Origin of the sequence: Microbacterium sp. LB12, assembly GCF_037150835.1 — a bacterium.
In the GTDB taxonomy this organism is placed as follows: domain Bacteria; phylum Actinomycetota; class Actinomycetes; order Actinomycetales; family Microbacteriaceae; genus Microbacterium.
This window is the reverse complement of the sequence record NZ_JBBCPF010000010.1, coordinates 42,826-61,334: the sequence shown is the minus strand read 5'-3', so window position 1 is coordinate 61,334 and position 18,509 is coordinate 42,826. Positions and strand designations below refer to the sequence as shown.

At 70.0% G+C, this 18,509-nt stretch carries 18 protein-coding genes and 1 tRNA gene; 16 read left to right on the top strand and 3 right to left on the bottom strand.

Annotation, left to right across the window (positions count from 1 at the left end; genetic code table 11):
- The first annotated feature begins 40 nt into the window (after positions 1–40).
- From WFM69_RS16005 to WFM69_RS15955, 11 genes are all read left to right on the top strand, one after another.
- The gene (locus WFM69_RS16005; protein ID WP_337006418.1) at positions 41–439 is read left to right on the top strand and encodes a GntR family transcriptional regulator; all 399 of its coding nucleotides are present in this window, start codon (positions 41–43) and stop codon (positions 437–439) included.
- On the top strand, positions 436–1,494 hold the full coding sequence (locus WFM69_RS16000) for a DUF1648 domain-containing protein (RefSeq protein ID WP_337006416.1): 1,059 nt from the start codon (positions 436–438) through the stop codon (positions 1,492–1,494). The genes WFM69_RS16005 and WFM69_RS16000 overlap by 4 nt, the downstream gene beginning before the upstream one ends.
- Positions 1,491–2,438: a CPBP family intramembrane glutamic endopeptidase gene (locus tag WFM69_RS15995; RefSeq protein ID WP_337006414.1), complete on the top strand. Its 948-nt coding sequence runs from the start codon at positions 1,491–1,493 to the stop codon at positions 2,436–2,438. The genes WFM69_RS16000 and WFM69_RS15995 overlap by 4 nt, the downstream gene beginning before the upstream one ends.
- A gap of 31 nt (positions 2,439–2,469) precedes the next feature.
- Complete coding sequence (locus WFM69_RS15990; RefSeq protein ID WP_337006412.1) at positions 2,470–3,129, top strand: O-methyltransferase; 660 nt, start codon at positions 2,470–2,472, stop codon at positions 3,127–3,129.
- Positions 3,130–3,231: 102 nt separating this feature from the next.
- The gene (eno, locus tag WFM69_RS15985; RefSeq protein WP_337006411.1) at positions 3,232–4,512 is read left to right on the top strand and encodes a phosphopyruvate hydratase; all 1,281 of its coding nucleotides are present in this window, start codon (positions 3,232–3,234) and stop codon (positions 4,510–4,512) included.
- Positions 4,513–4,592: 80 nt separating this feature from the next.
- Positions 4,593–5,162: an FtsB family cell division protein gene (locus WFM69_RS15980; protein ID WP_337006409.1), complete on the top strand. Its 570-nt coding sequence runs from the start codon at positions 4,593–4,595 to the stop codon at positions 5,160–5,162.
- A 47-nt stretch (positions 5,163–5,209) separates the two neighbouring features.
- The gene (locus tag WFM69_RS15975) at positions 5,210–5,752 is read left to right on the top strand and encodes a DUF501 domain-containing protein (RefSeq protein ID WP_337006407.1); all 543 of its coding nucleotides are present in this window, start codon (positions 5,210–5,212) and stop codon (positions 5,750–5,752) included.
- Positions 5,749–7,062 carry a S8 family peptidase gene (locus tag WFM69_RS15970; protein WP_337006405.1) on the top strand — a complete coding sequence of 438 codons (1,314 nt, stop codon included), beginning with the start codon at positions 5,749–5,751 and terminating at the stop codon, positions 7,060–7,062. The genes WFM69_RS15975 and WFM69_RS15970 overlap by 4 nt, the downstream gene beginning before the upstream one ends.
- A 25-nt stretch (positions 7,063–7,087) precedes the next feature.
- Positions 7,088–8,614: an NAD(P)/FAD-dependent oxidoreductase gene (locus tag WFM69_RS15965; RefSeq protein ID WP_337006505.1), complete on the top strand. Its 1,527-nt coding sequence runs from the start codon at positions 7,088–7,090 to the stop codon at positions 8,612–8,614.
- A gap of 291 nt (positions 8,615–8,905) precedes the next feature.
- Complete coding sequence (locus WFM69_RS15960; protein ID WP_337006403.1) at positions 8,906–9,754, top strand: cation-transporting ATPase; 849 nt, start codon at positions 8,906–8,908, stop codon at positions 9,752–9,754.
- 6 nt (positions 9,755–9,760) lie between these two features.
- On the top strand, positions 9,761–10,426 hold the full coding sequence (locus WFM69_RS15955; RefSeq protein ID WP_337006401.1) for a DedA family protein: 666 nt from the start codon (positions 9,761–9,763) through the stop codon (positions 10,424–10,426).
- Between the two features lie 30 nt (positions 10,427–10,456).
- On the opposite strand, the gene WFM69_RS15950 is transcribed toward WFM69_RS15955, so the two are convergent.
- A tRNA-Leu gene (locus WFM69_RS15950) sits at positions 10,457–10,529 on the bottom strand.
- 87 nt (positions 10,530–10,616) lie between these two features.
- Between WFM69_RS15950 and WFM69_RS15945 the strand changes: the two genes are divergently transcribed.
- From WFM69_RS15945 to WFM69_RS15935, 3 genes are all read left to right on the top strand, one after another.
- Positions 10,617–11,864 carry an amino acid deaminase/aldolase gene (locus tag WFM69_RS15945; RefSeq protein WP_337006399.1) on the top strand — a complete coding sequence of 416 codons (1,248 nt, stop codon included), beginning with the start codon at positions 10,617–10,619 and terminating at the stop codon, positions 11,862–11,864.
- Positions 11,861–13,174, top strand: a complete 1,314-nt coding sequence (locus WFM69_RS15940) for a D-arabinono-1,4-lactone oxidase (RefSeq protein WP_337006397.1) — start codon at positions 11,861–11,863, stop codon at positions 13,172–13,174. The genes WFM69_RS15945 and WFM69_RS15940 overlap by 4 nt, the downstream gene beginning before the upstream one ends.
- An 87-nt stretch (positions 13,175–13,261) precedes the next feature.
- Positions 13,262–13,828 carry a LemA family protein gene (locus WFM69_RS15935; protein WP_021199536.1) on the top strand — a complete coding sequence of 189 codons (567 nt, stop codon included), beginning with the start codon at positions 13,262–13,264 and terminating at the stop codon, positions 13,826–13,828.
- 11 nt (positions 13,829–13,839) lie between these two features.
- Here the strand turns inward: WFM69_RS15935 and WFM69_RS15930 are convergent, their stop codons facing one another.
- Together WFM69_RS15930 and WFM69_RS15925 are read right to left on the bottom strand one after the other, a co-directional pair.
- Positions 13,840–14,745: a hypothetical protein gene (locus tag WFM69_RS15930; protein ID WP_337006393.1), complete on the bottom strand. Its 906-nt coding sequence runs from the start codon at positions 14,743–14,745 to the stop codon at positions 13,840–13,842.
- Positions 14,742–15,998: a winged helix-turn-helix domain-containing protein gene (locus tag WFM69_RS15925; RefSeq protein WP_337006391.1), complete on the bottom strand. Its 1,257-nt coding sequence runs from the start codon at positions 15,996–15,998 to the stop codon at positions 14,742–14,744. Before WFM69_RS15925 ends, WFM69_RS15930 begins: the two co-directional genes overlap by 4 nt.
- Before the next feature lie 86 nt (positions 15,999–16,084).
- Between WFM69_RS15925 and WFM69_RS15920 the strand changes: the two genes are divergently transcribed.
- Together WFM69_RS15920 and ilvA are read left to right on the top strand one after the other, a co-directional pair.
- A complete protein-coding gene (locus WFM69_RS15920) occupies positions 16,085–17,281 on the top strand; it encodes an AI-2E family transporter (RefSeq protein WP_337006389.1) in 1,197 nt (398 codons plus the stop codon).
- The gene (gene ilvA / locus WFM69_RS15915) at positions 17,278–18,507 is read left to right on the top strand and encodes a threonine ammonia-lyase (RefSeq protein ID WP_337006387.1); all 1,230 of its coding nucleotides are present in this window, start codon (positions 17,278–17,280) and stop codon (positions 18,505–18,507) included. Before WFM69_RS15920 ends, ilvA begins: the two co-directional genes overlap by 4 nt.
- Positions 18,508–18,509 lie beyond the last annotated feature (2 nt).

Below are 18,509 nucleotides of genomic sequence, written 5' to 3'. Positions count from 1 at the left end.
TCGCATAGAATAACTAGTGATTTGAGGGAAGGAGGACCGGATGCTCATCCGCGTCGACGCCGACAGCCCGCGTGCCCTGTACGACCAGGTCGCCGCATCGATCCGCTCCGACATCCTCTCGGGCGCCCTCGCCCCGGGCGATCGGCTTCCCGCCGCGCGCGATGTCGCAGAAGCGCTCGACATCAACCAGCACACGGTGCTGCACGCCTACCAGAGGTTGCGCGACGAGGGACTCGTCGATCTGCGTCGGGGCAGGGGAGCGGTCATCGCCGCCACAGCCGCACCGCTCGCCGATCTCGCGCACGACATCGATGACCTGGTGCGCCGTGCCGCCGCCCTCGGCGTCTCCGCAGACACGCTTGCCGGAATCGTGCACGCGCACCGCGACGCCCGCACCCACACGACCCGCCCATCCAGCCGCGAGGAGGACTCGCCATGACCACTCACGACCTCACCCGCACGCCGCCCGCGCTGCTGCGCCGCGCTCGGCTCACGTTCTTCGTTGTCGCGGTGATCGTGCCGATCCTGATCACCGCGGTCGGGGTGGTGGTGCTGCTGTCGTGGCTGCCCACGCTGCCCGCGCAGGTCGCCACGCACTGGGGCGTCGGAGGTGCCGATGCGTTCGGTCCGCCCGCCACCTATCTCTGGCTCCTCATCGGGATCGGGCTCGGCCTCCCCCTGCTGATGGCGATCACCACGCTCGCCGCCGTCGGGGCGCACTGGGGCGGTGCGGCACGGCTCATGGGCGCGCTCGCCGCGGGAATGGCCGCCTTCGCCGCGGTCATGAGCCTCGGCTCCCTCGCGATCCAGCGCGACCTGACCGACCCCGCCGATGTGCCCGGGATCGGCGGCCTCATCGCGCTGGGCTTCGCGGCACTGCTCGTGATCGGTGCTCTCGCCTGGCTCGTGCAGCCCCGTGTCCGCCCGGAGCCGGGGCGCACGCTCGAGCCGCGGCACGCCGTGCACGTCGCCCAGGGCGAGCGTGTCGTCTGGGTGTCGACCGTCACGATGCCGCGCGGCGCGCTGGCCTTCCTCTTCCTCGTGCTGCTCGGTCTGGTCGCGCTCGCCGTGTACATGCTGGGCACGGGTGTCGAAGGCGGCTGGATCGTCGCGATCGTGGTCGCCGTGGTCGCTTTCGCGCTGGCGGCCACCGCCTCGTTCCGCGTGCGCGTCACACCCGAGGGCTTCGCCGCCAGGGCTCTGCTGGGCTGGCCGCGCATCCGTATCCCGCTCGATGAGATCGCGTCGGCCCGCGCCGTCGAGATCTCCCCGTTCGGCGAGTTCGGCGGTTGGGGCTGGAGGATCGCGGTCGACGGCCGCACCGGCATCGTCATGCGACGCGGATCCGCGATCGAGATCTCCCGCCGCGATCGGCGACCGTTCATCGTCACGATCGACGGTGCCGAAGAGGCGGCGGCCCTGTTGCAGGCCTACGTGGATCGTGCGCACGCTGCGGGCTCGACGTCCGCCGGCCCCGGAAAGGCGAACTCGTGAACGACTCGACCGTCCCGCAGAGGCGGGTGCCCTGGCCTGCCGTCATCGTGTTCGTGCTCGTCGCGTGCGCCCTCGCCTGGGTGGTGATCCTGCCGCTGTGGCTCGGTGACGGGCTCGCCGAGCCGATATCGGCCGTGCTGCTCCCGGTCATGATGTTCACTCCGGCCGTGGCGGTGCTCGTCGTGACGTTCCTGATGCGTGTGCCCGCTCGGGGGCAGCGTGCCCGCTTCCTCGGGCTCTGGCCGCTGCGCCCCGCGAAGCGTGTGGTGTGGCTCATGGTTGCGGCATGGCTCGTGCCGCCGCTGCTGGTGGGGTTGAGCATCCTCGTGGCGGTCGCGCTCGGCTTCGCGCAGCTCGACCTGACGTTCGCAGGGTTCGCTGCCGAGCTCGCGAAGGCGCTGCCGGCCGGAACGCCCCTGCCGCCGGTCGAGGTCGTCGTGCTCGCACAGCTCGCAGCGCTCCCGGTCGGCGCGTTGTTCAACAGCATCTTCGCGTTCGGCGAGGAGATCGGCTGGCGTGGGTGGCTGGTTCCGGCGCTCCGCCCTCTCGGCACCTGGCCTGCTCTCCTCCTCAGCGGCGTGATCTGGGGGATCTGGCACAGTCCCGTCATCCTGTTGGGCTACAACTTCGGGCGCACCGACATCACGGGTGTGCTGTTCATGATCGGCGGGTGCGTGGCCTGGGGCATCCTGCTGGGCTGGGTGCGTCTGCGTTCCGCGTCGGTGTGGCCGGCCGTGATCGCGCACGGATCCCTGAATGCGGCGGGTGGCCTCGTCGTCCTGTTCGCCGCCGCCCAGCCCGACCTGGCGCTGGCCGGGCCGCTCGGAGTCGCCGCATGGATCGTGCTCGCGGTGGTGGCGCTCGTCCTGCAGCTGACGGGGCAGTTCCGCCGGCAGCCCGAGCTCGCCGGTGCACCGGAGCAGCTGCTGTCGCCACGCCCTTGACGGGTCGAGGGGTCGGGGGTTGGCTGAGGGCATGGAACCCACTCCCACTGCCTGGTCGCAGACCGATTCCTTCCTCGTCGACACGCTCGTCGGGCACGATGACGCCCTCCAGGCGGCGTTGGACGCCCAGCAGCAGGCCGGACTCCCCGAGATCGAAGTCGCTCCCGTCGCCGGCAAGCTCCTCGCGCTGCTGACGCGCATCAGCGGTGCGCGGCGTGTGCTGGAGATCGGCACGCTCGGGGGCTACTCCACGATCTGGCTCGCGCGCGCCGTCGGTCCGGAGGGACGCGTGGTCACGGTCGAGGCGGAAGCCGACAACGCGGCCGTCGCGAGGCGCAGCATCGATGCCGCCGGCGTCGGCGATCGGGTCGACATCCGGGTGGGGCGCGGCGCCGACGTGCTTCCGACACTCGTCGGCGGGTTCGATCTGGTGTTCATCGACGCCGACAAGGAGTCCAACACGATCTACCTCGACTGGGCGGCGAAGCTCGGGCACCCCGGCACCGTGATCGTGCTGGACAACATCGGACGCGAGGGCGAGATCGTCCGGGAAGACGCGACCGACTCGAAGGTGATCGGCACCAGGGACGGGCTGCGGATGCTCGGGGAGGACCCGCGATTCGACGCCACTGCGCTGCAGACGGTCGGTGTGAAGGGTTGGGACGGCTTCGCGCTCGCGGTCGTCGTGTGACGCGGGGCGACTCTCTCGGGCGGTGTCGCACGGCCGGGCTAGACTGAGCGCGGATCGACGACGCTCCATACAACGATTTCCCCCTGAGCAAGGAGCACATCAGTGGCACTGATCGAGGCTGTAGGCGCACGCGAGATTCTCGACTCGCGCGGAAACCCGACCGTCGAGGTGGAGGTCCTCCTCGACGACGGCATCGTGCAGCGGGCGGCCGTCCCGTCCGGCGCATCCACGGGTGCGTTCGAGGCGTACGAGCTGCGCGACGGGGACAAGAGCCGGTACGGCGGCAAGGGCGTGCTCAAGGCCGTCGAGGCTGTCATCGACGAGCTCGGACCGGCCATCGAGGGTGTCGAGGCGAGCGAGCAGCGCATCGTCGACGAGATCCTCATCGAGGTCGACGGCACCGACAACAAGAAGCGCGTCGGCGCCAACGCCATCCTCGGTGTGAGCCTCGCCGTGGCCAAGGCCGCGGCCGACTCGGCCGACCTCCCGCTGTTCCGCTACCTGGGCGGCCCGAACGCGCATGTGCTGCCGGTTCCGCTGTTCAATGTCATCAACGGCGGCGAGCACGCCGACAACGGCATCGACATGCAGGAGTTCTTCCTCGCGCCGATCGGTGCGGAGACCTACTCCGAGGCCCTGCGCTGGGGCGTCGAGACGTACCACGTGCTGCGCGCCGAGCTCAAGGCAGCCGGCTACGCGACGGGTCTCGGTGACGAGGGCGGCTTCGCCCCCGACCTGCCCAGCAACCGCGAGGGCCTGGACTTCCTGGTCAAGGCGATCGAGAAGGCGGGCTTCACACCCGGCACCGACATCGCCCTCGGCCTCGACGTCGCGGCGACCGAGTTCTTCAAGGACGGCGTGTACCGCCTCGACAACAAGGACTGGGACGCGGCCGCGCTCACCGAGTACTACGTCGGACTCGTGAACGACTTCCCGATCGTCACGATCGAAGACGCTCTCGCGGAAGACGACTGGGACAACTGGAAGCACCTCACGGACGCCCTCGGCGCCAAGGTGCAGCTGGTCGGCGACGACCTGTTCGTCACCAACCCGCAGCGCCTCGCCGACGGCATCAAGCGCGGCGTCGCCAACTCGCTCCTGGTCAAGGTCAACCAGATCGGCACGCTCACCGAGACGTTCGACGCGGTCAGCCTCGCCCAGCGCTCGGGCTACACGGCGATGCTCTCGCACCGCTCCGGCGAGACCGAAGACACCACGATCGCCGACCTGGTCGTGGCGACCAACGCGGGCCAGATCAAGGCCGGCGCTCCTGCCCGCAGCGAGCGCGTCGCGAAGTACAACCAGCTCCTGCGCATCGAGGAAGAGCTCGGCGACGCGGCGGTCTTCGCCGGCCGCTCCGCTTTCCCGCGCTACCAGGGCTGAGCACCACGGAAGCACAGACGAGACCGCTGGCGTAGCGGTTGAACGAGGCCGCACGCGAGCGGCAGGACGAAGGAGGGGCCGTGGCACGACGACCGGCTCCTCCTTCGGCGTCTCCGGCGTCGGGCGCACCCCGACCGGCGGCGAAGTCGGCCACGAAGAAGTCGAAGGCAGGTGGCGCGTCGGCCGCGGCTTCGACCAGGTCCCGCGGCGCCGCACCGCGCGTCGATGTGCGCGAGTGGGCCACGGGCATCCGTCTCTCGGCCTTCTCCGTCATCATGCTGTCGCTGGTGGTGCTGGGGGCCTGGGTGCTGGTGCCGACGCTGGGCACCTTCATCGATCAGAGGCAGAAGATCGCCGCCCTCGAGGCGTCGGTGCAGGTCAGCGAAGACCAGATCGCCGCCCTCGAGGCCGAGCGTGAGCGCTGGAACGACCCCGCGTACATCACGACGCAGGCTCGTGAACGGCTCTACTACGTCAAGCCCGGAGAAGTCGTCTACCTGATCGACAACGACCTCGATCCGGCCGATCTCCCTCGTGAGCAGGCGCCGGTCAGCGACACGCTCGAGGAGAAGCCGGCGGATTGGATGCCGCAGCTGCTGCGCACTCTCGTCGCGACGGGGCTCAGCGGCACGGCCACGGCCCCGCGCTGAACGACGGCTCCGAGCGTCTTCTCGGCGGGCTCCCCTACGCTGGAGGGGTGACCACGCCGCCGTTCCCTGCTCCCACGCCCGCCGAGCTCGCCGTCGTCTCGGCCCAGCTGGGCCGCCCCGCCCGAGGTGTGGTGGGCATCGCGGCCCGGTGCGCCTGCGGCAATCCGACCGTGGTCGCCACGACGCCGCGCCTGCCGGACGGCACACCGTTCCCCACGTTCTACTACCTCACGCACCCCGCGGCGACCGCGGCGATGTCGACGCTCGAGGCCACTCAGGTGATGCCCGAGCTCGCTGCCCTCCTCGCGGAGGACGAAGAGATCGCAGCCGCGTATCTCGCAGCGCACGAGGCGTACCTCGCCGACCGCGCGCAGTTCGGCGAGGTACCGGAGATCGATGGCATCTCTGCGGGCGGCATGCCCACGCGTGTGAAGTGCCTGCATGCGCTCGCCGGCCATGCTCTCGCTGCCGGGCCGGGCGTGAACCCTATCGGCGATGCCGCACTCGCGCGTTCCTCCTGGTCGCCCACGGTCTGCCGCTGCGAAGACCCGGGGGCTGCCCTCCGTGCGGGGGCGGCGTCCCCAGCATGACCGTGCGCCGGACGTTGCGCAGCGCTGCCGCCATCGTGGTGGTCGCGGCGTCCGTTCTGCTCATCGGCGCCACGGCGACGCCGCCGCCCGTTCCGGATGACCCGGCCGATCCGGTGCGCGCATCGGAGTACTGGCTCGACGGGGCCCGCATCCGCGAGGCGTGGCAGACGGCACGCGGCAAGGGCGTCACGATCGCCGTGATCGACACCGGCATCGCGAAGGTGCCGCAGGCATTCGGCGATGCCGTGGTCGATGGCACGGACGTGTCGGGCACGGGAACGCCGGACGGGCGCACCCCGCTCGGCGCGGTCCAGGCCGACCACGGCTCCTGGGTGGCATCGCTGGCGGCGGCTCGCGGCAACCCCGACGGCACCGGGATGATCGGCGTCGCGCCGGAGGCGAACCTCCTGTCGATCTCGATCGGCTTCGGCGCCGCGGCGGCCGTTCCGTTCGCCGAGCAGGTCGCGAAGGGCATGCGCTGGGCGGTGGACCACGGGGCCGACATCATCAACCTCTCCTTCACCACGAACACGCTGGGCTGGGACGAGAGCTGGGACGATGCGTTCCTCTATGCGTTCCAGCACGACGTGGTGGTGGTCGTCGCCGCGGGAAACCGGGGGAGCGGCACGAACATCATCGGCGCCCCGGCGACGATCCCCGGCGTGCTGACGGTGGGCGGCGTCGACCAGACCGGCACGGCGAGCGTCGAGGCCTCCACGCAGGGCATCACGATCGGGATCTCGGCACCCAGCGAGGGCCTGCTCGGCGTCTCTCCTGACGGCGAGGTCGTCTCGTGGCGCGGGACCAGCGGCGCGGCTCCCATCGTGGCCGGTGTGGCCGCGCTGATCCGCTCGGCGCATCCGGGCATGAAGGCGAACGACGTCATCAACCGGATCATCAAGACCGCGATCCCGGTGCCGGATGCGAAGAAGCCGCAGGACCCGCTCTACGGCTTCGGACTGATCGACGCGGCGGCGGCGATCTCGGCGAACATCGCTCCCGTCAGCGCGAACCCGATGGGCGATCTGGAGGACTGGATCCGCGTGTTCCGACGGGCGGCCACCGAACCGCAGCCCGAGCCGCAGGAGACCACGTCGCCGGTCGCCGTTCCGCCGCTTCCTGCCGCCGATTCGCCGACCGAGGCCGGTTCACCGTTGCTTCCCAGCGCCGATTCACTGCGTTACGGTACCCTGCCGCTCATCGCACTCACGGTCCCTGGTATCCTGGTAGCGCTTGGCGTCACCGCAGCTGCCCGGCGCATCCGATCGGCGCGCGTTTCCGTACGCCAAATCCCCGACTCCGAGGAGTAGTTCTTCTGTGCCTCAGAACAGCACTGTGCCCAAGATCCTGATCGTCGGCGGAGGGTACGCGGGTTTCTACACCGCGTGGAAGCTCGAGAAGCACCTGCGCAAGGGTGAGGCCGACGTGACCATGGTCGACCCGCTGCCGTACATGACGTACCAGCCGTTCCTGCCCGAGGTCGCCGCCGGCTCGATCGAGGCCCGGCACTCGGTGGTCGCGCACCGCCGTCACCTCAAGCGCACCAACGTTCTCACCGCCAAGGTCACGAACATCAACCACGCGCAGAAGGTCGCCACGATCACGCCGCCGGTGGGGGAGCCGTACGAGTTCGCCTACGACCAGATCGTCGTCACCGCCGGTGCGGTCTCGCGCACGTTCCCGATCCCGGGCATCGCCGACAACGCGATCGGACTGAAGACGATCGAGGAAGCCGTCGCGATCCGTGACAAGGTCATGTCGAACTTCGACAAGGCCGCCTCGCTGCCGGCCGGTCCTGAGCGCGATCGTCTGCTCACGGTGGTCGTCGTCGGTGGTGGCTTCGCCGGCATCGAGGTCTTCGCCGAGCTGCGCTCGCTGGCTTCGTCGCTCGTCGCGAAGTACCCGCAGCTGAGCTTCGACGACACGCACTTCCACCTGATCGAGGCGATGGGCCGCATCATGCCCGAGGTCTCGCTGCAGACGAGCGAGTGGGTGCTCAAGGACCTCGCCAAGCGCGGTGCCAACGTGCACCTCGACACCCAGCTCACGGGTGCCGTCGACGGCAACGTCGAGCTCTCCACGGGCGAGGTCATCCCGACCGATGTGATCGTGTGGACCGCCGGTGTCATGGCCAACCCGACCGTCGTCCGTGGCGGTGACCTCCCGGTCGAGGAGCGCGGTCGTATCCAGACCCGCGCCGACCTGCGCGTCGGAACCCCCGAGGCATTCGTCGAAGGTGCCTGGGCCGCCGGTGACGTGTCCGCTGTCCCCGACCTCTCGGGGGGTGGCGTCGGCGGCTTCTGCGTGCCGAACGCGCAGCACGCGGTGCGCCAGGCGAAGCTGCTCGCGAAGAACCTGGTGGCCGTCCTCCGCGGTGAGAACCCGAAGGACTACTTCCACAAGAACATGGGTGCCGTGGCCGGTCTCGGCCTGTACAACGGTGTGTTCCAGTCCGGCAAGATCGCGCTCAAGGGCTTCCTCGCCTGGGTCGCGCACCGTGGTTACCACGGCCTCGCGATGCCCACGTGGGAGCGCAAGTGGCGCGTGTTGTGGGGTTGGTGGAACAACCTGTGGCTGGGTCGCGACCTCGTGAACCTGGAGACCGTGCAGAACCCGCGCTACGTCTTCGAGGAGTTCGCCGCACGTCCGCGTCCGGCTGCGCCGGCGACGCCCGAGGCGGCTCCGGCCGCGAAGACCGCCCCGGCGGTCAAGGCCGCTCCGGCCGCGAAGGCCGCTTCGGCGAAGAAGTCCGCCGCCGAGGCAGCTCCGGCCGAGAAGGCAGAGGTCGCGAAGAAGCCGGCGGCGAAGAAGCCCGCAGCGAAGAAGCCTGCCGCGAAGAAGGCCGAGCCCGTCGCGAAGTAGTCCTCGCTCGAACCTGACGATCGGCCCTGTGCGCTCTGCGCCGGGGCCGATCGCCGTTTCCACGGGTGCGTTCTGAGGCGATGCACAGGTGCGGTCGCTAGCGTGAGGCGCGCAAGGGGAGTACTCCCGAATGCGGCGACGTCGTCATTACGAGCATGAGATCGTGCTCCGGCCCGCCGGCCCGTACGGGTGGAGGAGACCTTGGCACCCGCATCGCGGGCTGTCGAGTGAACCCTGCCGTCCGTCCGACGTCGTGGATCCGCGGTGGCCCGCACCACGAAGGGACCACCCATGGGAAAGCTCTCCCGCCTGATCGGCCTCGCCTCCGATGCTCTCGAGAAGAACACCGGCTCGGCGCGCAGCGGCCACCAGCCCGATGGCGCACGATCGACGGACTGGGGCGGCATGCTCCGGGGCGCGGTCGGTGCCGTTCGCGGTCCTTCCGATGCGGCGCCGCCGTCGAGGCGGAGCGCTCACTCTGCCGCGAACGATCCCTACTCGCCGCCGCCGGCTCCCGGTACCGGCCGGGTGCCGCAGCAACGCGCGTCGGAGGCTGATCGTGCGGCGATCGCCCGGTATGACTATCTGCTGCAGACGGCAGATCCGCAGCGGGTGGAGCAGATCCACCGGGAGGCGTTCGCCCGCCTGACCCCGCAGCAGCGCGTGTTGGTCGAGGCGCGCATGCAGGAGGAGCTTCCGCCGGGTGAGCGTCCGCGCTCGTCGTCGCCGGATGACCTCGCCCGTGCGGCCGGTCGGGCGGAGGCGATGAACCCGGGGCGGATGCGCGGTCTGCTGTCACGCGTACGCGGTGGCGGGGTGAGCGGCGCGGCGGTGGTCGCGGGGGGTGCCGCCGTCGGGATCCTCGGTGTGGTCGCCGGCGGTGCCGTGCTCAGCAGTGTGGCGGGCCCGTTGCTCGACCAGGCGGCGAACCTGGGCGTCGATTTCGGTGCGCTGGCGGAGGGCGTCGATCTCGAATCGTTGGCAGCCGGAGTGGATATGGATGCACTGGCCGGTGGTGCCGGGGATCTCGTGGGATCCGCCGGGGAAGCGGTCTCGGGCCTGGGCGATGCGGCGACCGGCTGGGGTGAGCAGCTCGGAGATCTGGGCATCCCCGGTATCGGCGACCTTTTCGGACGTTGAGTTCGCATGGTTCTCTTCGCTGCCGCCGACCACGGTTTCACCGGGCTCACCGGGTTCGCCGCCGACGTACTCTCCTCGCTCGGGGATGTCGGCGTCGGACTGCTCGTGTTCCTCGAAGTGCTGATCCCGCCGATCCCGAGCGAGGTGATCCTGCCGTTCGCGGGGTATCTCAGCCAGAGCGGCGAACTGAACCTCGGCTGGCTGATCTTCTGGAGCACGCTCGCATCGTGGCTCGGTGCGCTGCTGCTGTACTGGCTGGGCGCGGCGATCGGCATGCAGCGGGCGATCCGCCTGCTCGCGGCGACGCGGCTCGTGAGTCGATCCGACCTGGAACGCGGGTCGGACTGGTTCGTCCGCAGCGGTGGGTGGACGGTGCTGGTCGGGCGCATGGTGCCCGGTGTCCGCAGCCTGATCTCGATTCCAGCGGGGGCGTCTCGCATGAACCTCGTGACCTTCAGCGTGTACACGATCATCGGCAGTGGCCTCTGGAACGCCCTGCTCATCGGTGTGGGGGCGGCTCTCGGCACGCAGCACGAGCGGCTGGAGCAGTACCTCGGCTACCTCGACTACGCGGTGTACACGGCGATCGTGATCGCGCTCGCGGTGCTGATCGTGCGCCGCGTGCGCGAGGCCGCCAGTGCCCGGAAGGCGGCTGTCTCCGTCGAGGAGTGAGGCGCGGGCGTGATCGAACATGACGACGCGTGCCCCCGCTGGGACTCGAACCCAGACTGAAGCGATTTTAAGTCGCCTGCCTCTGCCATTGGGCTACGGGGGCTACGCCGCCAGCCTATCGTCGCGCATCCGTTGCGACGCGGTGCCGCAGGGGGTGATCCTGAGTCCGGCGAGGCCTTAGGGTGGGGGAGTGCTCGACCTCATCGACGAACTGAGCCCCGTCCATGGTGCGCCCCCGGTCGCCCCCGAGTGGGAGGACCCCGCCCGGTACTGGCCGCGCCTGTCTGCCGCGACGGGTCATCTCCCTGCGCCGGTCGCGGTGATCGACAGAGAGGCATTGCGCTACAACGCGATGGACCTCCTGGTGCGGGCCGGTGGTCTCCCGATCCGTGTCGCGTCGAAGTCGGTCCGCGTCCGCGGTGTGCTCGACGCCGTGCTGCAGCTGCCGGGATTCCACGGCATCCTCGCGTTCACGCTCGAGGAGGCGCTCTGGCTCGCCGAGACCCACGACGACATCATGCTCGGCTATCCGACGGTGGATCGTGCGAGCCTCGAGCGACTCTTCGCGGATGAGCAGGCGACACAGCGGATCACGCTGATGGTCGACGATCTCGTCCACCTCGATCTGATCGACAGCGTCGCCGGCCCCGGCGCTCGCCCCGAGGTCCGTGTCGCGATCGATGTCGACGCCTCGTGGCGCTCCTCGCTGCTGGGCCACATCGGTGTGCGTCGCTCGGCGCTGTTCACGGCGGGAGAGGTGGCGGCATTCGCGCGGAAGGTCGTCGCACGTCCGGGCTTCCGGCTCGTCGGACTGCAGATGTATGACGCGCAGATCGCGGGACAGGGGGACGACGCGGGTCCCGATGCGCCGCTGATCCGCATGGTGCAGGCGCGCTCACGGAACGAGCTGCGCGAGCGGCGGGCGGAGATCGTCGCCGCCGTCGGCGCGATCGCCTCGCTCGAGATCCTCAACGGCGGCGGCACCGGATCCCTGGAGTTCACGGGCAGCGATGAGTCGCTCACCGAGGCGAGCGCGGGCAGTGGGCTCCTCGGCGGGCACCTGTTCGACGGCTACCGGTCGTTCCGCCCTGCCCCGGCGTCGGCCTTCGCGTTCGACGTCGTGCGACGTCCGGCCGTCGACATCGCCACCGTGCTCGGCGGAGGCTGGATCGCCTCGGGGCCTGCCGTGGCCTCGCGCCAGCCGCGGGCAGTGTGGCCCGAAGGTTTGCGCACGCTTCCGCGCGAAGCCGCAGGTGAAGTGCAGACCCCGCTGCAGGGTCCCGCCGCCACGTCGCTGGGCGTGGGAGACCGGGTCTGGTTCCGGCACGCGAAGAGCGGCGAGCCGGCCGAGCGCATCACGCACTTCCACGTGGTCTCGGGCGACGAGATCATCGACGAGCTGCCGACGTATCGCGGCGAGGGAAAGGCCTTCCTGTGACGAGAATCGGCGGCACCTGGCAGAACTGGGGCCGCTCGGCCTCGGTGCGACCTGTGCGCGTGGAGCGTCCGCGCACTCCGGAAGGCGTGCAGCGCGCCGTGCTCGCCGCGGTGAAGCACGGGCTGGCCGTGAAGGCCGTCGGCGCCGGGCACAGTTTCACCGGGATCGCGGTCGCACCGGGTGTCCTGCTCGAGCTGGACGATCTACAGGGACTCGTCTCGGCGGACGCCACGACGGGACGAGTGACGCTTCTCGCCGGCACCCGGCTGCACCGGATCCCCGGACTGCTCGCGCCGTACGGCCTGGCGATGGAGAACCTCGGGGACATCGACCGTCAGTCCATCTCGGGAGCGATCTCGACCGGCACGCATGGGACCGGAGCGGGCTTCGGCGGGCTCGCCACGCAGGTCGTCGGTGTGACGATGATCACCGCCGCGGGCGAGTTCCTCCGTATCGACGAGGAGCACCAGCCGGAGCTGCTCCCGGCGGTCGCCCTCGGTCTGGGGGCCCTCGGCATCATCGTCGAGGTGACCCTGCAGTGCGTGCCCGCGTTCGTCATGCATGCGATCGACGAGCCGGTACCGCTCGACGACGTGCTCGCGACGCTCGACGAACGCGTCGCCGGATCCGATCACTTCGAGTTCTACTGGTTCCCGCACACGGACGTGGCGTTGACCAAGCGGCAGACCCGCCTTCCGGAATCCACGGTGCGCAAGCCGCTTCCGGTCGTGGGGCGGTGGATCGACGAGACCCTGCTCTCCAACGGCGTCTACCGCGTGGTCTGTGCGGCGGGGCAGGCGGTCCCGGCTATCACGCCGCCGTTCAGCCGGCTCGCCGTCAAGCTCACGGGCAACCGCGAGTACACCGAGCTCTCGCACCAGGTGCTCATCCAGAGCAGGACCGTGCGGTTCCGCGAGATGGAGTACGCCATCCCCGCGGAGAACGTGGTCCCGGCGTTCGAGGCGGTCCGTGCGCTCATCGCGCGGCGCGGGTGGCGGATCGAGTTCCCGATCGAAGTGCGTTTCGCCGCCGCGGACGACCGCTGGCTGTCCACGGCCCACGATCGCGCGAGTGCCTACATCGCGGTCCACCGCTACTGGCGTGCCGATCCGACCGAGTACTTCGGGGCGGTCGAGGAGATCATGAGCGAGCACGGAGGCCGCCCGCACTGGGGCAAGCTCCACACCCTCACCGCCGAGACTCTACGCGAGCGCTATCCGCGCTTCGACGATTTCGTCGCGCTGCGTGATCGGCTGGACCCGGACCGCCGCTTCGGCAACCGCTATCTGGAACGCGTCCTCGGCAACTGAACCGACGCGCTATCGGCCCTGCATGCCCAGTCCACGTGCAGACTGCGCGTCTAGGATGAGAGAAACACGAGGAAGGGTGGGCCTCTGATGGAATGGCTCGTGCCGGTACTGATCGTTGTCGGAGTGATCCTGCTCGTCGGCATCTATCTCTGGGCCACGTACAACTCGCTGGTGCAGCTGAACGTCCGTGTCGACGAGGCGTGGAGCGGAATCACCGTGCAGCTCAAGCGACGAGCCGACCTCATCCCCAACCTGATCGAGACGGTCAAGGGCTACGCCTCCCACGAGAAGGCCGTCTTCGAGAACGTCACACGCGCGCGCGCCGAGACGCTGTCCGCCGGCGGCCCCGGCGAGGCGGGTATCGCCGAGGGGCACCTGCAGCAGGCACTGCGCAGTCTGTTCGCGGTCGCCGAGGCGTACCCGCAGCTGCAGGCCAGTACGAACTTCCTCCAGGTGCAGCAGGCGCTGGTCGACACCGAGGACAAGATCCAGGCCGCGCGGCGGTTCTACAACGGTGGCGTGCGCGAGCTCAACACCAAGATCAAGGTCTTCCCGAACAACCTGTTCGCCAAGGGGCTCGGATTCTCGGAGCGGGAGTTCTTCGAGGTCGCCGACAGCAGCGCGATCTCGGAGCCACCGCGCGTGCAGTTCTGACCCGCCCGGGGTCACCGATACGAAAGCACCAGGGCGTCGTCCGTGAACGACACCTCGCCGCGCACGCTCCATGATTCGGTGCGATACGTCGTCGTGCGGGCAGCGCCGTCCTGACCTGTTCCCGTGACCGTGGCGATCAGCACTCCGCCGTCGGCACTGAAGCCTGCCGATGTCAGCGCGATCACGGGGGACGCCTCGATGCGGTAGCGGATCTCGCTGACATCGTGGAACTCCGTCCCCCAGGGGATGCGGATGCCGCACTGTGCGGGGACTCGACCCGCGGGAACCGTGCACTCCTGCAGATGCTCATCGAGCTGAGCCTGCGCAGCCGTCGTCGCCTCCGGGCGCACGCCTGCGTCGATCGTCACGGCGGTGTCCTCGCCCGGCAGCATCACGACGGTGCTCTCGCCATCGAGGAGCGCGGTCGGCGCGGCAGCGACCGTGTAGACCGCCGGAAGAAGGACGAGGGGCTTCTGCACCGGTGCGGTCGCCGCGCCGATCGCGACCGCGGAGCCGATCGAGGATTCGGCCGTCAGGGTACCGAGCCCGGAGTCGGCGACGATCCATCGACCGTCCACAGTGCGCAGTCGAAGGGACGCGCGGTGCGGCGCGCCGTCGAGCTGGAAGGCGACGTCGACCGTCGCGGCCGCATCATCGGCGTCGCTCTTCTCGCCAAGGATCTCCGCCTCCTCGATGTGGGCGGTGGCGTCCGCGAACGCCTCGAGCGTCGTCGCCGACACGTCGATCCCCGTCGCCGCCACCGCGTCCGCATCGCCGGACTCCAGCGCATGCAGATAGGCGAGCGCGGCCTCATCGGGTGTGGACGGGCGAATCGTCGCCACCGAGAACCACACCGCAGCGGCGACGATCACGAGCACGATTGCGCCGCCGATGCCCCACCATCGGCGGCGATTCATGCCGTGGCCTCCCTCGCATGCACATGACGCTGCACCGCGGAGCCGGACCCGACGAGCGCAGCATGCAGCGCGGCGGTCGCATCGCCCCAGCCTGAGACGGAGACGTGTTCGAGCCCTTGCCAGGCCGCAGCGAGCCGGAGCTCGACAGCGAGGGGCTCCGCGTCTTCGGGGTGAGACTGCGGCTCCCACCAGGCGGACTGCACCTGCAACGTCGATGTCGCGCGGTCGGCTTTGAGGTCGACGCGCGCGACGATGCGGTCGCCGACGAGCACGGGCAGCGAGTAGTACCCGTACCGGCGCTTCTCGGCAGGCACGTAGATCTCGATGCGGTAGTCGAGATCGAAGGCGCGGAGCGCTCGATCGCGGAACCACACGACGGGGTCGAACGGGGTCAGGATCGCCGCCGCCTCGACCTTGCGCGGAAGCACGGCGTCGCGGTGCCGCCAGGCCGGCACAGGACGCCCGCCGCGCTCCCATCCGCGCACCTGAACCGGCTGGAGCTCGCCCTCGTCGACGAGCTCGGTGATGGATCGCGTCACGGCCGCCCGATCGCGGATGCGGTAGTAGTCGGCGAGGTCGGACTGGGTCGCGACGCCGTTCGAGCGCGCCGCGCGACGGATGAGTTCGCGGATCGCGTCGGCGCGGGGGATCTCCTGCGCGCGGATCGCGTCGGGAACGACGTGCTCGGCCAGCGCGTACGTACGCTCGAAGCCCTTGCGGCCGCTGACGGCGACATCGCCGGTGCGCCACAGATGCTCGAGTGCGAGCTTGACGTCGTCCCAGTCCCACCAGGTCCCGCGCTCGCGAGGGGCGTCCTCGCGGATGTCTGCCGGACGCAGCGGACCACGGCCGCGCAGTTCGTCCTGCACCCACTGCACCGTGCGCGCATTCGTGCTCGTCCAGGAGCTCGCCCCGGCCCAGCGTGCGCGGAAGTCGTCCATGCGGAAGCGCCAGAGCGGCCAGTCCTCGATCGGGATGAAGGTCGCCTCGTGCGCGAGGTACTCCACGTAGTGCGTCGTGCGCGACAGGAAGACCCGGTCGAGGAGCGCGGGGTCGTAGGCGCCGAGCCGGGAGAACAGCGGCAGGTAGTGCGAGCGCGCGAACACGTTCACGGAGTCGATCTGGAGCACGCCGAGCCGTTCCATGACGCGGTGCAGGTGGCGCCCCGAGACGGTGGCAGGGCGTGGTCGGGTGAAGCCCTGGGCCGCCAGGGCGATGCGGCGTGCCTGGGTGGGGGTGAGGACATCGGTCACGCCGTCAGCGTATCGCCGCACACCGACATCACACCGGCGAGAAAGGATGCGTCGAACGGCATACGGCATGACCGTAGACTTGGGCGATGAGCGAGGACCAGCGCCCCCGGCTGCGAGATCTCTTCCGTCCGCGCCCGGTATCCACCGATCGCACCGTGACCACCGAGGCCGATGAGGCGGTTCCCCTGCCTCTGCGCATCACCGCGGGCTACGCGTGGCGCCTGCTGATCATCGCCGCGGCGATCGGCGTCTTCATCTGGCTGGTGATGCTCCTCAAGCTCCTGGTCATCCCGCTCATGGTCGGCATCCTGATCACGGCGCTCCTCTGGCCGGCGTTCTCGTGGATGCTGCGCCGCGGCCTCCCGCGCTGGCTGGCGATCGCGATCGCGCTCATCGGCACCGCCGCGATCGTCACCGGACTCATGTGGCTGGTCGTGTGGCAGGTGCGCGCGCAGCTGCCCGACGTGCAGCAGCGCTCCACCGAAGCCTTCGACCAGTTCCAGGTGTGGCTGCACGAGGGCCCGCTCAACCTCTCCGACACGCAGATCGCGGACTACCTGCAGCAGGGCCTCGACCTCATCTCCGAGCAGGCGCAGCTGCTCTGGACCGGGGCGCTGGCGATCGGCACCACGGTCGGCCACGTCGCCACCGGTGCGCTGCTGTCGCTGTTCATCCTCATCTGCCTGCTGGCCGACGGCGCCGGCATCTGGCGCTGGACGCTCCGGATCTTCCCGCGCAAGTCCCGTCCCGCCGTCGACGGCGCCGCCCGCAACGGCTGGAGCACGATCGTCAACTACGCCCGCACGCAGTTGTTCGTGGCGACGATCGACGCGATCGGCATCGGGCTGGGTGCGTTCCTGCTCCAGGTTCCGCTCGCGCTGCCGGTGGCCGTGCTGGTCTTCCTCGGCTCGTTCATCCCCATCGTGGGTGCAGTCGTGACCGGTGCCGTCGCCGTGTTCCTGGCGCTCGTCTACAACGGGCCGTGGATCGCCCTGTGGATGCTCGTCGTCGTCCTGGCCGTGCAGCAGATCGAGGGGCACATCCTGCAGCCGATCATGATGGGCTCGGCGGTCAAGGTGCATCCGCTCGCAGTCGTCCTCGTCGTGGCGGGTGGGGCGATGATCGCGGGAATCCCGGGCGCCCTGTTCGCGGTGCCGCTGGCGGCGTTCGTCAACGTCGCCGCCGTGACGATCAGCTCCGGCTCCTGGCGCACCGGCGCCGGGCCGAGCGGAGACCTTATCTGGAGTACAGTGCCGCGCGAGCGGCGACGGAGGAATCGATGAGCGCAGTCCCCAGCCTGACCGAGTTCGAGCACGCCGCTCAGAGTCTGGCTGAGGTGATCTCGCACACGCCGACGTTGCCGTCGCGAGCCCTCTCCGACATCCTCGGAGCCCCCGTCGTGCTGAAGATGGAGAATCTGCAGCGCACCGGCTCGTTCAAGATCCGCGGTGCCGCGTACCGGCTGTCGAAGCTGAGCGCCGAGGAGCGCTCCCGCGGCGTGGTCGCGGCGTCGGCGGGCAACCACGCGCAGGGCGTGGCTCTGGCCGCGCAGGCCCTCGGCATCCCCGCCACGATCTTCATGCCGCTCGGCGTGCCTGTGCCGAAGCTCCTTGCCACCCGCGGCTACGGAGCGGAGGTCGTGTTGGAGGGCGAGACCGTGGCGACCTCGCTGCGTCTGGCCGCCGAGTTCTCCGAGCGCACGGGCGCGGTGCTGATCCACCCGTTCGACCACCGCGACGTGGTGATCGGGCAGGGCACACTCGGGCTGGAACTGCTGGAAGACGCTCCCGAGGTCGACACCGTCGTGCTCGGCATCGGCGGCGGCGGACTCATCGCCGGCGTCGCGGCGGCGGTGAAGGCGCGCGCCGCTGAGAGCGGACGCACCGTGCGCATCATCGGCGTGCAGGCCGAGAACGCCGCGGCAGTTCCTCCCTCGCTCGCAGCGGGGGAGCCGGTCGACATCGTCACGCGACCCACGATCGCCGACGGCATCCTGGTCGCCCGTCCCGGTGCGATCCCGTTCGACATCATCAAGGATCTCGTCGACGAGGTCGTCACCGTCTCGGACGACGATCTGGCCCGTGCCATCCTCATCCTGCTGGAGCAGGCGAAGGTCGTGGTCGAGCCCGCGGGAGCCGCCGGCGTCGCCGCGATCCTCGCCGGGAAGGTCGCGGCGACCGGCACCACGATGGCGGTGCTGTCGGGGGGCAACATCGATCCGCTGCTGCTGCAGCGCGTCGTGTCGCACGGGCTCGCGGCGTCGGGCCGCTACCTCACCATCCGCATCCCCCTGCCCGACCGTCCCGGTCAGCTGGCCCGCGTGTCGGAGCTCATCGCCGAGGCGGGTGCGAACGTCATCGAGGCGATGCACACCCGGCACGGCCACGGTCTGCAGATCAGCGACGTCATCCTCGAGCTCAGCGTCGAGACCCGCGGCCCCGAGCACTCGGAGCACACGCTCGACACGCTGCGCCGGGCCGGCTTCGAGCCGTTCCTCGTCCCGGATTGAGC